Consider the following 14,751-nt stretch of genomic DNA (forward strand, 5'->3'; position numbering starts at 1 on the left):
GAGCACTTTTTAACGGCGTCGTGCAGAACGCACACCTGTCACTCCCGACACCACACCCAACACCTGAGTGAGGCGTGCGGCATCGCTGATTTCGATGGTGAACGTCATCCACGCGGTGCCCTTCACCGACTGCGTCTGCACGCCGATGACGTTCATCTTCTCGCGCGCGAAGACGTCGGAGATGTCGCGCAGAAGGCCCTGCCGGTCGGCCGCTTCGACGGCCACGTCCACTGCATAGACGGAGCCGGCATCGCCTTTCTGCACGCCCCATTCGACATCGATGACGCGCTCGGCGTTCTGACTGGCCATCGAGCGGAAGTTGCTGCAGTTGGCGCGATGGATGCTCACGCCATGGCCCTTGGTCACGAAGCCGCGAATCGCATCGGGCGGCGCAGGCTTGCAGCACTTGGCGAGTTGCGTCATCAACGACGAAACGCCGACGACCAGCACGCCGCCGCGCCCTGCCTGGTCGCTGCCGCGCGCCTTCTTGATGATGACCCCATCGTCCGGCCCGGGCGCTGGCTCGGGCGGCCGCAGCAGCACCTCGATGTTGCGCAGCGAGAACTCGTCCTTTCCCACCACTTCGAAGAGGTTGTCAGCGGACTTGAAACCCAGTTGCGACGCAAGGTCGTCGAGCTTCAGCGCGGTCTTTCCTTCGCGCTGAAGGAGCCGTTCGACGGCTTCCCGGCCACGCGCGACGGTCTCGTGGGTGATCTGTGCGTTGAACCATGCCCTCACCTTCGCGCGCGCACGATGACTCGCCAGATAGCCCAACTCGGCGTTGAGCCAGTCTCGCGATGGGCCACCTTCCTTGGCTGCAATGATTTCGACGGTCTGCCCGTTTTGTAGCGGCGTGTTGAGCGGCACCATTGCGCCGTCGACGCGCGCACCGCGACAGCGATGCCCAAGGCTCGTATGAACGGTGTAGGCAAAGTCGACCGCCGTCGAACCCTGCGGCAGTTCGACGATTGCCGCATCGGGTGTCAGCACATAGATGCGGTCGTCGAAAAGGCCCTGCCCTTGCTGGCCGCCGGACAGGTCCCGCTCCCACGCGAGCAGTTGCCTGAGCACTGCGATCTTGGCGTCGTATTCGCCGCTCGCCCAGACGCCCGCATATCCCTTGTGCCCCGCTTCCTTGTAGGCCCAGTGCGCGGCCACGCCGTGCTCCGCGTGGTCGTGCATTTCCTCCGTGCGGATCTGGATCTCGATCGGCTTGCCCGCATGCCCATCGACGACTTCGCGAACGACCGTATGCAGCGACTGATAGCCGTTCGGCTTCGGGCGCGCGATGTAGTCGTCGAACTCCTCGTCGATCGGCTGGAAATGAGAATGCACCCACGCCAGTGCCGCATAGCAATCCTTGACGTCCGCGACAACCACGCGCAGCGCCATGATGTCGAAGACCTGTGCGAAGTCGAGCGACTTGCCGCGCATCTTCTTGACGATGCTGTAGATGTTTTTCGGCCGCCCCTGCACCTTGGCCCTGACTCCTTCGGCAGCCAGGTCTCTTTCGAGACGTGTCCTCAATTGCTCGACATAGCCTTCGCGCTCGACGCGCTTTTCGTCGAGCAGTCGTGCTATGAGCTTGTAGGTCTCCGGCTCGAGGAAACGGAACGAGAGGTCCTCGATTTCCCATTTGACCTGCCAGATACCCAGGCGATTGGCCAGCGGCGCGAACACTTGCAGCGATTCGCGCGCCACGTTCTCGGGCGGCGGGCGCTTGCTCGCGGCGGCGTAGCGCAGCGTCTGCAGTCGCGACGCGAGACGGAGCATCACCACGCGCAGATCGCGCGAGAACGCAAGGAGCATCTTGCGCACGTTCTCGGTCTGGGCGCCGACGCCATCCGCCGCATGAACGCTGGCAGTGGCCGAGCGCGCCTGCTTCTGCACGTGCACGAGTTTCGTTGTCTCCACGGCCAGCGCCGCGAAGTTGTCGCCGAAAACCTTGGCGATGACTTCCTGCGGCCGATTGAGGTGCTGGCAAGAATAGACAAGATAGCTGGCGGCCTGCATGGCCTCCGACCCGCCCATCGACGAGACGATGGCCGCAACCGCATCGGCATGGGAGAGCGTGTTCTCGCCAGTGTCCAGCGTTTCGTCCGCGATCAGGGGCTCGGCGAAAGCCCGCGCCCGCGCGAGCATGTTCTCCATCACCGGCGCGCGCTCGGCGGTTGCCGCCGACAGCGGATAGTCGACCACCTGCGAATCCGAAGCGGGCGGGACGTGCAAATTGGTCTGTTCGCGCTTCACTTTGTCGAATGCAGAAGGATTGCCCGCGGTGCCTGCCAGCAAGCCTCACGGAGGACGTGATGAGAAGCGAGCGCGGTCATGGAAGAAGCGAATTCGCGGTGAAGATAATGGTCTCGTTGCATCCTAATTCATTCGGAGATCGTCATCATGCTCAAAGGCAAAACCGCGCTTGTCACGGGGTCCACCAGTGGCATCGGCCTTGCTATTGCGAAGGCGCTTGCGCAGCAAGGCGCGAACATCGTGCTCAATGGTTTCGGCGACGCGGATGGCCCGCGGGCCGAGATCGCCGCTATGGGCGTCAAGGTGGAATACCACGGCGCGGACATGAGCAAGCCAGCGCAGATCGAGGACATGATGAAGTTCGCTGCCGCCCACTTCGGCCGCATCGACGTCCTGGTTAACAACGCCGGAATCCAGCACGTTGCCAAGGTCGAGGACTTTCCGCCGGAAAGGTGGGACGCCATCATCGCCATCAATCTTTCCAGTGCCTTCCACACGACCCGGCTGGCCGTACCGGCAATGCGGGAGGCCAACTGGGGCCGTGTCATCAATATCGCATCGGCGCATGGCCTTGTCGCGTCGGCGCAGAAGTCGGCCTACGTGGCAGCCAAGCACGGCATTGTCGGATTCACGAAATCGGTGGCACTCGAAACGGCCACCACCGGCGTCACCTGCAATGCGATCTGTCCGGGATGGGTCTTGACGCCGCTGGTGCAAAAGCAGATCGATGACCGCTCGGCGCGCGAAGGTATTTCAGTCGCCCAGGCGCAGAACGACCTGCTGGGTGAAAAGCAGCCGTCGCTGCAATTCACCACAGTCGATCAGTTAGGCGGGCTCGCGGTGTTCCTGTGCTCGCCGGCGGCCGATCAGGTGCGGGGCGTCGCCTGGCAGGTCGACGGCGGCTGGACCGCGCAGTAGGCGACGTCCAGCCCCAGCCTGCAGCAGGCGGTCTTACTTGAGCTGCACAGAGCCCGAGACGTTGACGATGACGGTCGTGGTGCCGGCTTCGATCGGCACCGGCGCGTCGGCCGAAGCCATCTTTGCGCCTGCATCCATTGCCATCATGCGCGGGCGGATCGGGCCGCCCATGTGGGCGTTGACCGACACCTCGCGAAGCGTATAGCCACTGAAGCCGAAGCGCTTGGCGAGTTCGTCGGCGCGTTGCTTGAAGTTGTCGATTGCAAGCGCCTGTGCTTCAGTTTGCGACTTGGCCTGCTGCTCACGGCTCAGGCTGAAGCCGACGTTGCTGACGGTCAGCGTAGAGATCTTCGCCGCCGTCTGGGCGATGCGCGGGAAGTCCCGGCCTTCGAGAACCAGTTCGGCGGTGCCTTGCCAGCCCGTCAGCTTGCCGTCGCGGCTGCGTCGGGGAAAGAGGCTGAAACTGCCGGTGTGAACGTCGAGTTGGCCCGCCTGGGCGTTCTTGCGCACTTCGGTGAGCGCTGCATCGAGGGCCGTCTTCAGCTGGCTCTGGACGCTGGCGGCGTCGGAGCCGTCGCGCGTGGTCGAAAGCGTCATGCTGAGTTGGTCCTGCTGCACCTCGACCGACGAGTCGGCCGACAGTTGCAGCACATTCTGCGGTGATGGCAGCGTCACGTTCTGGGACCATGCAGCGGTGGCACTCATCAGGACGGCGCATACCGCGAGTCGTTTGATGTTGATCAATTCAGGAAACCTCAAGTCAGGTGGTGGAAAGTAGGCGGCGCCCGCACGGGGCGCCACTCAGCGACGCGGCCGTCCTGGCGAATCCAGCGTGATGCCCTTGGTAGCGGGTACCGGTGCGATACGGTCCATACGGTCGATTCGGTCAGCAGTCTGGGTTTCTGCCGACCTGGCAATATCCTGCCGCGGAGCCGGAGACCATTGCTGGCGCACCTGCTGCCTCAGCTGCGCCAACTCTGCAGCTGTCAGGCGGCGGCCGCCAGCCATCTCGCTGCGCTTGACACCGATACTGGGCCGTTGCGCGTCGGAGCCGTCGCTCCGCCGCTGGTCGTTGACGTTCATGAAGCTGAAGCTCCCCGCCCAGCCGGTGAGGCAGAAGGTCGTGAGCAAGACAGGTACCGCGAATTTATTGGTTTTCATAAGGATTGCGAGACTTCCAAGCCCACTTTGCCATCGCTGCGCAATGCGGGAACGTCCGGAAGGCTAGCGGCCGCAAGTTTTGTAACTTAGTGTCAAACCTTTCGGGAAACCGGCTCAACGACTCCGCAACACCCTCAAAATTGGTGCTGTTACAAATTTGGCGTTGTAAAAATGAATCAAGCTCCAGCACGCACAGACAAGATCGTGATCGTCGACGACGACGCACGCATCCGCGACCTACTCCGCCGCTACCTCACTCAGGAAGGTTTCGAGGTGATCGTGGCCGAAGACGGCAAGGCTCTCAATCGCATCCTGCTGCGAGACACGGTCGACCTGATCGTCCTCGACCTCATGATGCCCGGTGAGGACGGCCTTTCGGTCTGCCGACGACTGCGCGCAGCCAACGACCGCACCCCCATCATCATGCTCACGGCCAAGGGTGAGGACGTGGACCGTATCGTCGGCCTCGAGGTTGGCGCCGACGACTACCTCGGCAAGCCCTTCAATCCACGCGAGTTGCTGGCCCGCGTGCACGCGGTGCTCCGCCGCCGTCCGCCGCTCGAAGCACCAGGCGCGCCATCGACCGACAACGAAACGGTGAACTTCGGGCCGTTCAGCTTTGACCTCGGCTCGCGCACGCTCAAGAAGGATGGTGAAGAGTTGTCCTTGACCACTGGCGAGTTTGCGATGTTGAAGGCGCTCGTGCGTCATCCCAGACAGCCGCTTTCTCGCGAAAAGCTGGCGCAGCTGGCGCGCGGCCGCGAGTTCGAGCCCTTCGACCGCAGCCTCGACGTCCAGATCTCGCGCCTGCGCAAACTGGTCGAGTCGGATGCCGCAGCGCCACGCTACATCCAGACTGTCTGGGGCGTTGGCTACGTGTTCGTGCCGGACGGCACGACCTGAAAGCGTCGAGATCCGTGGCCGCCACGATCGGCCCCCAGACCACCCAGCCGAGCCCGCTCGCAGAGGACAGCTCCCAGGGCACGCTGCCGAGCCCGCTGGACGCCCTCGGCCATCGTCGGCGCCGGACCCGGCTGCAGCTCGGGCTGAGTCTTTTCTGGCGGACCTTCTTCTTGCTCGTGCTGCTGCTGGTCGGCTGCACGGTCGCTTGGCTGCAGACTTTTCGCGCGCTCGAATACGAGCCGCGCGCCATCCAGACCGCGCACCAGATTGCCTCGCTCGTGAACCTCACTCGCGCGGCGCTGGTGTATTCGGACGCCATCACCCGCGTTTCGCTCATCAAGACGCTGGCCGACCAGGAAGGCGTGCGCATCCTGCCGCGCGAACCCGGCGATCGCTTCCTGCCCTACACCAGCGGCGCGCTGGACCAGCGGGTCACCGAGGAGCTGATCGCCCGCCTCGGCGAGGGAACGACGGTGGCGAGCCGCGTCAACGACGAGCCCGGCCTCTGGATCGGCTTCACCATCGAAAGCGATACCTATTGGCTGCTGGTCGACCCCACCCGCTTCAGCCGGCTCGATCGCCGAACCTGGCTCATCTGGCTCGCGACCACCATGGCGCTGTCGCTGGCGGGCGCGGCGCTGATCACCCGGCTGATCAACCGGCCGCTCAAGCAGTTGTCGCAGGCAACGATGCAGGTGCGCGAAGGCGAATACGAGGCGCACCGCCTGGACGAGCGCGCCCGGACCAACGAAATCCGGGCGGTGAACGTCGGCTTCAACCGCATGGCCGACCAGCTCGCCAAGATCGAGCAGGATCGCGCCGTGATGCTCGCCGGCATTTCGCACGACCTGCGAACTCCGCTGGCGCGATTGCGGCTCGAAACCGAAATGAGCGTGGCCGATGAGGACGCGCGCGATCACATGGCCGCCGACATTGCGCAGCTCGACGCGATCATCGACAAGTTCCTCGACTACGCGCGCCCGGACCATGTGGACTTCAAGCCCGTGCTGCTGCGTGACGTGATCGACGCCTGCACCTATGCCGTTCAGGATCATGAGGACATCAAGATCACGGTCGACGTGGCGTCCGATCTGCGGGTGATGGCTGACGAAGTCGAGTTGCAGCGCGTGATCTCCAACCTCGTCGAGAACGCACGGCGCTACGGCAAGACGCCATCGACGGGCGTGGCCGATATCACGATCCAGGCGCAGGCGCACAACGATGCGGTGCTGATCAAGGTGCGCGACCACGGCGCGGGCGTCGCACCTGCCCTGCTTTCGCAGCTGAGCAAGCCGTTTTTCCGGGGTGACGTGGCGCGAACTTCCGCGGCCGGCGCCGGGCTGGGTTTGTCCATCGTCACGAAGAACATCGAGCGCATGGGCGGCACCTTTGCACTCACGAGCACGCCAGGACGCGGACTGGCTGCGCACATTCGCATGCCGCGTGCGGCATCGGCCAAACCTGATCCTTCAGCATCGAAGGACAAGGAGGCACAAGGCCAGGCAAAAAGGGAATTCGGCGTTCAGCGGTAAATCAGCACGATGGCGCGCGCTTCCATGGCGAGGCCCTCGCCCACTGGCCCGAGTTTTTCGGCGGTCTTTGCTTTCACGTTGACTTGGTCGATGTCGACGGCAAGCGTCGCGGCGATGCGCTTGCACATCGCCGGGATGTGAGGCGCGAGCTTCGGCGCTTGCGCGATGACGGTGCTGTCGACATTGCCGATCTGCCAGCCCGCGGCACGCACCCGTTGTGCGGCCTCGGCCAGCAAGACAGCCGAGTCCGCGCCGAGAAACTGCGGATCGGTGTCCGGAAAATGCCGCCCGATGTCGCCGAGGCCCGCCGCACCCAGCAATGCATCCGTGATCGCATGCAGCAGCACATCGGCGTCCGAATGACCCAGCAGGCCGGTGATGTGCGGCACTTCGACGCCGCCGAGCACCAGCTTGCGGCCGGCGACCAGCTGGTGAACATCCCAGCCCTCGCCGATGCGGAAGTTGAAATCAATCATGGTGCGTCGTCCGCCGGCTGCGCAGGATCGCTTCGGCGAGCGCAAAGTCCTCCGGGAACGTGAGCTTGAAGTTCTGGCCGCTTCCTGGAACCAGCAGTGGCGCGAGGCCGACCGACTCGATGGCACTGGCCTCGTCCGTCACTGCATCACCGGCGCGCTCCAGCGCATCGAGCAGCATGCCGATGCGAAACATCTGCGGCGTCTGGGCAAGCCATTTGTCGGCGCGGGTTGCCGTGCTGGCGACGCGCCCTTCTGGCGAGGCGACCTTGAGCGTGTCCGCCAGGCGATGCGCCAGCAAACCGCCGACGGCGTCGTGTTCGCAAGCAGCGATCAGGGCTTCGATCTGCGTCGGCGTCACCAGACAGCGCGCTGCGTCATGAACCAACACCCAATCGTGAGGCCCGGCCCCAGCCTGGCGCAGTGCTCGCAGGCCATTGCGGACCGTGGCCGCGCGCGTGGCGCCTCCGACTCGCAGCAGGTGTTCACCTGCCGCCGGGAAGCGAGGAAGAACGATCCCCACGTCAGCGTCTTCCGGCACCACCGCCAGCGCGATGCCCTCGAACAGACCCTTGAGAGACCGGAAGACCTCCAGCGTGTGCTCCACCATCGGGCGGCCAGCGATGCGCTGATACTGCTTCGGCCCCTGTCCACCGGCGCGAATTCCGGACCCCGCGCAAGGGATCAGAACGAAAAATCTGGAAGCTGACATGGGTGCGACATTGGCCTGCGACAAAAGAGCAGCCATTCTAGAATCCGCTTTCACACCCCTCGCCGCCCGGCGCGGGGTGTTCTGCATTCCCCGGGCATTTTCAGGCTTCCCAGGCTCTCCAGGCACTTCATGGACCTCCCTCAACTCACGGCCGGCAAGCGTTTCACGCTGCCGCGCCCACCGCTGTCGGCCGATGCACTGTTGCTGGCGCAATTGGCTCAACGCGAAAAGTCTGCCGGCCGTGCAACCGCCGTGATCACCGCGGACGCGACCGATGCACAGCGCCTCATCGATGAGATCGCATTCTTTGCGCCCGACCTGCGCTGTGCGCTCTTTCCGGACTGGGAGACGCTCCCCTACGACGCCTTCTCGCCGCACCAGGATCTGATCAGCGAGCGTCTGGCAACCCTCTGGCGCATCAGCCAGAAAGAGGCCGACGTGGTGCTCGTCCCGGCGACCACGGCGCTCTACCGGCTCGCGCCGCCCGGGTTCCTCGCGGGCTACACCTTCCAGTTCAAGAGCGGTCAGAAGCTTGAAGAGGCGAAGCTCAAGGCCCAACTCACACTGGCTGGCTACAGCCACGTCACGCAAGTCGTGAGTCCCGGTGAATACGCAGTGCGCGGCGGGCTGATCGATCTGTTTCCCATGGGCTCCCCAGTGCCCTTCCGTGTCGACCTGTTCGATGACGAGATCGATTCGATCCGCACCTTCGACCCGGACACGCAGCGCAGCCTCTATCCGGTACCCGAAGTGCGCCTGTTGCCGGGCCGCGAGTTCCCGATGGACGACGATGCGCGCACGCGCTTTCGCAGCCGCTGGCGCGAACTTCTCGAAGGCGACCCCACCCGCAGCCGCATCTACAAGGACATGGGCAATGGCGTCGCGACGGCGGGCATCGAGTACTACCTGCCACTTTTCTTCGAAGAAACCGCGACCGTCTTCGATTACCTCGGCAGCGAAGCCACCGTCGTGCTGCACGGTGACCTCGAACCCGCTTTCCAGCATTTCTGGCAGGACACCGGCGAGCGCTACCGACTGGTGCGTGGTGATCCCGAACGGCCGGCGTTGCCGCCCGAAGCACTTTTCCTGAATGCCGAGCAGTTCTACCAGCGCGCCAAGCCCTACGCACAACTCGCCATCCGCGGCGATGTGGCGACCGAAGCGCCTTACGCCGAATTCGACGTGCTTCCGGCCTTTGCCGTGGTTCGCGGCGCGGACGACCCGCTTGTCAAGCTCAAGGAACACATCCGCGTCACGCCGCACCGCGTGCTTTTCATCGCCGAAAGCGACGGCCGGCGCGAAAGCCTGCTCGACTTCCTGCGCGCCAGTGGCGTCGGTCCGCCGGCCTTCGATTCGCTCGCCGAATTCGAGGCGTCGCCGGACGAGAAGATCGGCATCGCCACCGCCGCGCTGGTCTCCGGTTTTGCATGGCGTGAACAAGGCATCGACCTCGTCACCGAAACCGAACTCTTCGCCGCCGCGCCGACTACGCGCCGCCGCAACCGCAAACAGGAGCAAGTCAGCGATGTCGAGGCTCTGATCAAGGACCTGAGCGAGCTCGCCATCGGCGATCCAGTGGTCCATTCCGCTCACGGCATCGGGCGCTATCGCGGGCTGATCAACATGGATCTCGGCCAGGGCACGGGACCTGACGGCAAGCCCCTGATGCAGGAAATGCTGCATCTGGAATATGCCGACAAGGCCACGCTCTACGTCCCAGTGTCCCAACTGCATCTCATCAGCCGGTATACCGGCGTCAGCGCCGACGAGGCGCCCCTGCACAAGCTCGGCTCCGGCCAGTGGGAAAAGGCCAAGCGCAAGGCGGCGGAGCAAGTGCGCGATTCGGCTGCCGAGTTGTTGAACATCTACGCGCGCCGTGCCGCGCGTGAAGGCCACGCATTCCGCTTCTCCGCGGCCGACTATGAGGTCTTCGCCAACGATTTCGGATTCGACGAGACGGCCGACCAGAAGGCCGCCATTCACGCGGTCATCCAGGACATGATTTCGCCGCAGCCGATGGACCGCCTGGTTTGCGGCGACGTGGGGTTCGGCAAGACCGAAGTGGCGTTGCGCGCCGCATTCATCGCGATGACTGGCGGCAAGCAGGTCGCCTTCCTCGCGCCCACCACGCTCCTGGCTGAACAGCACTATCAGACACTGGTCGACCGTTTCGCGAAATGGCCAGTCAAGGTCGCCGAGATGAGCCGCTTCCGCTCGGCCAAGGAAATCACCGCCGCATCCAAGGGCCTCGCCGATGGCAGCATCGACATCGTGGTCGGCACGCACAAGCTGCTTTCGCAATCGGTCAAGTTCAAGAACCTGGGCCTGCTGATCATCGACGAGGAGCATCGCTTCGGGGTGCGCCACAAGGAAGCGATGAAGGCACTGCGCGCGGAAGTCGACGTGCTGACGCTCACCGCCACGCCGATCCCGCGCACGCTGGGCATGGCGCTCGAAGGCCTGCGCGACCTGAGCGTCATCGCCACCGCGCCGCAGCGGCGACTCGCGATCAAGACCTTCGTGCGCAATGAGGGCACGGGCGTGATCCGCGAAGCCGTGCTGCGCGAACTCAAGCGCGGCGGACAGGTCTACTTTCTGCACAACGAGGTCGAGACGATCCAGAACCGCCGCCAGAAGCTGGAAGAAATCCTGCCGGAAGCGCGCATCGCCGTGGCCCATGGCCAGATGCCCGAGCGCGAACTCGAGCGCGTGATGCGCGACTTCGTGGCCCAGCGCTACAACCTGCTGCTGTGCTCGACCATCATCGAGACCGGCATCGACGTGCCGAGCGCCAACACCATCGTGATGAGCCGCGCCGACAAATTCGGCCTGGCGCAGTTGCACCAATTGCGTGGCCGCGTTGGCCGCAGCCACCATCAGGCCTATGCCTATCTGATGGTGCCGGACATCGATGGTCTGACCAAGCAAGCGGCGCAGCGGCTCGACGCCATCCAGCAGATGGAAGAACTGGGATCGGGCTTCTATCTTGCGATGCACGACCTGGAGATTCGCGGCGCCGGCGAAGTTCTCGGCGAAAACCAGAGCGGCAACATGATGGAGATCGGCTTCCAGCTCTACAACGAGATGCTGTCCGAGGCCGTTCGCTCGCTCAAGGCCGGCAAGGAGCCCGATCTGCTGTCGCCGCTCAGCGTGACGACCGAGATCAACCTGCACGCACCCGCCCTTCTGCCCGACGACTACTGTGGTGACGTGCATCTGCGCCTGTCGTTCTACAAGAAGCTCGCGACGGCCAAGACGCCAGACCAGATCGACACGCTTCTGGAAGAAATCGTCGATCGCTTCGGCAAGCTGCCGCCGCAGGCACAGACATTGATCGACGTGCACCGACTGCGCGTGCTCGCGCGACCCTACGGCGTGACGAAGGTCGATGCGGCGCCTGGTGTGATCAACATCACCTTCAAGAAGGACCCGCCGATCGATTCGATGAACATCATCAACCTGATCCAGAAGAACAAGCACATCAAGCTCGCGGGCAACGAAAAGCTGCGCATCGAACGCGAGTTGAAGGAGCCCAAGGACCGCGCGCAGATGGTGCGCGACGTGCTTCGCAGCCTGGGCCAACCCAAAATACAGGAAGCCGCAACGGCATGAACGCCAAAGAACATTCGCCCGGGCTCGTCGTCCAGCGCTTCACGCCGCCGCTGGCGCTCGCCGATTTCAAGCTGATCGCGTTCGACATGGATTCGACGCTGATCAACATCGAGTGCATCGACGAGATTGCCGATGCGGTGGGCAAGAAGGCTGAGGTGGCCGCGATCACCGAGGCCACCATGCGTGGCGAGATCAAGGACTTCAAGGAAAGCCTGCGCCGCCGCGTGGCACTGCTGAAGGGCGTGCCCGTCGACGCGTTGCAGAGGGTCTATGACGAGCGGCTGCGACTGAACCCCGGCGCGGAGAAGCTCGTCTCGGCCTGCAAGGCGGCTGGCATGAAGGTGCTGCTGGTCTCTGGCGGCTTCACGTTCTTTGCCAATCGGGTGAAGGATCGACTGGACATCGACTTCGCGCGCTCGAACCTGCTGGACGAAGCCGAAGGCCGGCTCACCGGGCAGGTCGTGCAGCAATCGTGGGGCGACATCTGCGACGGAGCCGAGAAGCGGCGGACCTTGCTGGAAGTGGCGTCGCTGCTCGGCATTTCCCCCGGCGAAACGATTGCGGTCGGCGACGGCGCCAACGACTTGCCGATGATGGGCGAAGCCGGTCTCTCGGTGGCCTATCACGCCAAGCCGAAGGTGCGCGAACAAGCCATGGTCGCGATCAACGAGGGCGGTCTCGACCGTCTGCTCGAACTACTGAGGTGACACCATGACCCACCCCACCGAAGCCAGCGACAAGAATCCGCCGGCAGCCTCGGACATCTTGCATGCCGATCGGCGCTTTGGCACCGAGCACGGCAGCATTCACAAGCCGATTCATACGGCGGTGCAGTTCGGCTTCGACCGGGTGGAAGACCTCATCGGCGTGTTCCAGGGCACGCTCAAGGGCAGCTACAGCTATGCACGCCAGGGCACGCCGACCACGGCGGCGCTCGAAGCCAAGATCACGTTGCTCGAACAAGGCATCGGCACCGTCTGTTTTTCCACCGGCATGGCTGCCATCAGTGCGGTCTTTCTCACGCTGCTGCGGGCCGGCGATCACATGGTCTCGAGCCATTTCGTGTTCGGCAACACCAACAGCCTTTTCGGCACGCTGGGCGACCTGGGCGTCGGTGTCACCAAGGTCGATGCGGGCTCGGTGGACAACGTGCGCGCCGCGCTGCGGCCGGAAACGCGGCTGGTCTTTGTCGAAACCGTTGCCAATCCCGGCACGCAGATTCCGGACATCGAAGCGATCGGCGCGCTGTGCCGCGAACGTGGGCTGCTCTACGTCGTCGACAACACGATCACATCGCCTGCCCTCTTCCTGCCAAAGACAGTTGGCGCGGGGCTCGTCGTGAATTCTCTGACCAAGACCATCGGCGGACATGGCGCCGCACTGGGCGGAGCGGTGACCGACACGGGGCTTTTCGACTGGTCGGCGTACCCCAACATCTCGGCGAGCTATCGCAATCTCGATGCGCGTCAGCAGGGATTGCAGCAGCTTCGCAAGAAGGGGCTGCGCGACATGGGGGCATCGCTGTCGCCCGAGCAAGCCCACCGCATCAGCCTCGGCGCCGAAACCCTCGCGCTGCGCGTGGCACAGACCAGCGCGACCGCGTTGTCGCTCGCCCGCTTTCTGCAGACCCACCCGGCGGTCGGCGCTGTGCACTATCCGATGCTGGAAAGCCATCCGAAGCACGCGCTGGCACTGCGGCACTTCAAAGCGGGCTCTTGGCTGCTCGCATTCGAATTGCGCGAAGGCATCGACATGCTCGCGGCGCTTGACCGGCTCAGGCTTCCGATCAAGGCGACCGGACTGGGCGACAACCGCACGCTGGTGATTCCGGTTGCGCCGACGATCTACTGGGAAGCCGGAGCCAAGGTGCGCGCCGAGATGGGCATTGCCGATGGGCTCGTGCGCGTCTCCGTCGGGCTGGAATCCGCGGACGAACTGATCGCGGATTTCGATCGCGCTCTGGGTTCAGACATTCGCGCCTGACTGGCTGCGCCTTCGCTCAGGCTGCCGGCACGGCTGCACCCACTTGCTGATAGACCGCCATCTCGAAAGCGATGAGCGTCTCGACGACCGGCATGTCGAAGAAGGGAAGCACCTGGGTCATCAGCACGCCGCCGATCCCTTTCGAGCGGTCGATCCAGTAGTACGAATTGAAGACGCCCGCCCAGTCTCCGGTTCCTTTGCTGCGCATGCCCGGCAGGTCGGCCAGCGTGAGATGGAAGCCCAACCCCCAGGACTGCGGAACCGGAAGTGAAGGAACATCGTTCGACAAATCCGGCATCGCCGACTTGATCAGTGCGGGCAGTTGGATGTCGCCAAGGTGGTTTTGCAGCGCCAACTCCACGGTCGCTGGCTTGAGAATGCCGGCGCCGTCGTTCAGCCAGGCCTGCACGAAGCGGCCATAGTCCTGTACCGATCCGTAAGAGCCGTGGCCGGCGGCGTCCCACTCCGAGGTGGGCGGCAAGTCATAGGGTGACGGCACGAGCTTGCCGTCCGGCTGGCGCTGCATCACGCGGAGCAATCGAGCCCGCTGCTCGGTGCTGGGCTCGAAGGTCGAATCAGTCATTCCCAGCGGCCCATAGACGTGCTGCTGCAAATAGCTGCCGAGGCTCTGACCCGAAAGCTTTTCCACGATGAGCCCGAGCCAGTCGCTGTTGACGCCGTATTCCCACGCAGTGCCCGGGTCGTTGACCATTGGCACCGAGAGGCTGCGCTTGAGCCCCGACAGCGCGTTCGGCTCTCCCGTCAGCGAGTGGTACTGGACCAGCTTTTCATTGAGGAAGAAGTACCCGAGCCCGGCCGAGTGCGTCATGAGCTGACGCACAGTGGCTTTGGTGGCGGGCGGGCGCAGGCGCGGCTTGTCGCCGTCGAAGCCGTCCAGAACGGCCAACTCCCCGAACTCCGGCAGGATCGATTCGACCGCGGCGTCGAGGCTCAGCCGCCCCTGCTCCACAAGCTGCAGCGCGGCGGTGGTGGCAACCGCCTTGGTCATGGACGCATTGCGGAACAAGGTGTGCTCGGTGGCCTCGCCGGCCGCGTGATGGAACAGCTGACCGTTGCGGTCGACCACCACCGCCGCAATGCCATGCAGAGCGCCTTTCGATACAGAGCCATCCAGCAACGCCGCAATGGCCGAACCGTCGAATGCCATGATCATCTCCAGTTTGTTGAAGGGAAATCGCGCGCGGGA

12 protein-coding genes are annotated in these 14,751 nt (G+C 64.1%); 6 read left to right on the forward strand and 6 right to left on the reverse strand.

Going from position 1 to position 14,751, the window contains the following annotated elements; all coding sequences use genetic code 11:
- Window positions 1-9: 9 nt before the first annotated feature.
- Window positions 10-2,151 (reverse strand): RelA/SpoT family protein, encoded by a 2,142-nt coding sequence (locus AC1DSF_RS13810; RefSeq protein ID WP_478123971.1) that lies wholly within the window; start codon window positions 2,149-2,151, stop codon window positions 10-12.
- A 246-nt stretch (window positions 2,152-2,397) separates the two neighbouring features.
- Here AC1DSF_RS13810 and AC1DSF_RS13815 point away from each other — a divergent pair, with 246 nt between their 5' ends.
- Window positions 2,398-3,168: a 3-hydroxybutyrate dehydrogenase gene (locus tag AC1DSF_RS13815; RefSeq protein WP_478123430.1), complete on the forward strand. Its 771-nt coding sequence runs from the start codon at window positions 2,398-2,400 to the stop codon at window positions 3,166-3,168.
- A 33-nt stretch (window positions 3,169-3,201) separates the two neighbouring features.
- Here the strand turns inward: AC1DSF_RS13815 and AC1DSF_RS13820 are convergent, their stop codons facing one another.
- Complete coding sequence (locus AC1DSF_RS13820) at window positions 3,202-3,873, reverse strand: SIMPL domain-containing protein (protein WP_478123431.1); 672 nt, start codon at window positions 3,871-3,873, stop codon at window positions 3,202-3,204.
- A 96-nt stretch (window positions 3,874-3,969) separates the two neighbouring features.
- Window positions 3,970-4,329: a hypothetical protein gene (locus AC1DSF_RS13825; RefSeq protein WP_478123432.1), complete on the reverse strand. Its 360-nt coding sequence runs from the start codon at window positions 4,327-4,329 to the stop codon at window positions 3,970-3,972.
- 171 nt (window positions 4,330-4,500) lie between these two features.
- On the opposite strand from AC1DSF_RS13825, the gene ompR reads away from it, so the two are divergent.
- The gene (ompR, locus tag AC1DSF_RS13830; RefSeq protein ID WP_028250078.1) at window positions 4,501-5,232 is read left to right on the forward strand and encodes an osmolarity response regulator transcription factor OmpR; all 732 of its coding nucleotides are present in this window, start codon (window positions 4,501-4,503) and stop codon (window positions 5,230-5,232) included.
- Window positions 5,233-5,315: 83 nt separating this feature from the next.
- Window positions 5,316-6,764 (forward strand): sensor histidine kinase, encoded by a 1,449-nt coding sequence (locus tag AC1DSF_RS13835; RefSeq protein WP_478123972.1) that lies wholly within the window; start codon window positions 5,316-5,318, stop codon window positions 6,762-6,764.
- Here AC1DSF_RS13835 and ispF read toward each other — a convergent pair.
- Entirely contained in the window at window positions 6,755-7,240 is a 486-nt protein-coding gene (ispF, locus tag AC1DSF_RS13840; RefSeq protein WP_478123433.1) for a 2-C-methyl-D-erythritol 2,4-cyclodiphosphate synthase, read from the reverse strand. The genes AC1DSF_RS13835 and ispF overlap by 10 nt on opposite strands.
- Complete coding sequence (ispD, locus tag AC1DSF_RS13845) at window positions 7,233-7,949, reverse strand: 2-C-methyl-D-erythritol 4-phosphate cytidylyltransferase (protein WP_478123434.1); 717 nt, start codon at window positions 7,947-7,949, stop codon at window positions 7,233-7,235. The genes ispF and ispD overlap by 8 nt, the downstream gene beginning before the upstream one ends.
- Window positions 7,950-8,078: 129 nt before the next feature.
- On the opposite strand from ispD, the gene mfd reads away from it, so the two are divergent.
- The 3 genes from mfd to AC1DSF_RS13860 are packed head-to-tail and all read left to right on the forward strand — an operon-like array spanning window position 8,079 to window position 13,544.
- Window positions 8,079-11,561: a transcription-repair coupling factor gene (gene mfd, locus AC1DSF_RS13850; protein ID WP_478123435.1), complete on the forward strand. Its 3,483-nt coding sequence runs from the start codon at window positions 8,079-8,081 to the stop codon at window positions 11,559-11,561.
- The gene (gene serB / locus AC1DSF_RS13855; protein ID WP_478123436.1) at window positions 11,558-12,268 is read left to right on the forward strand and encodes a phosphoserine phosphatase SerB; all 711 of its coding nucleotides are present in this window, start codon (window positions 11,558-11,560) and stop codon (window positions 12,266-12,268) included. Before mfd ends, serB begins: the two co-directional genes overlap by 4 nt.
- Before the next feature lie 4 nt (window positions 12,269-12,272).
- Window positions 12,273-13,544, forward strand: a complete 1,272-nt coding sequence (locus AC1DSF_RS13860; RefSeq protein ID WP_478123437.1) for a cystathionine gamma-synthase family protein — start codon at window positions 12,273-12,275, stop codon at window positions 13,542-13,544.
- A gap of 16 nt (window positions 13,545-13,560) precedes the next feature.
- Here the strand turns inward: AC1DSF_RS13860 and AC1DSF_RS13865 are convergent, their stop codons facing one another.
- On the reverse strand, window positions 13,561-14,712 hold the full coding sequence (locus tag AC1DSF_RS13865; RefSeq protein WP_478123438.1) for a serine hydrolase domain-containing protein: 1,152 nt from the start codon (window positions 14,710-14,712) through the stop codon (window positions 13,561-13,563).
- Between the last annotated feature and the right edge of the window lie 39 nt (window positions 14,713-14,751).

This window comes from Variovorax sp. 01N429 (genome assembly GCF_056399425.1).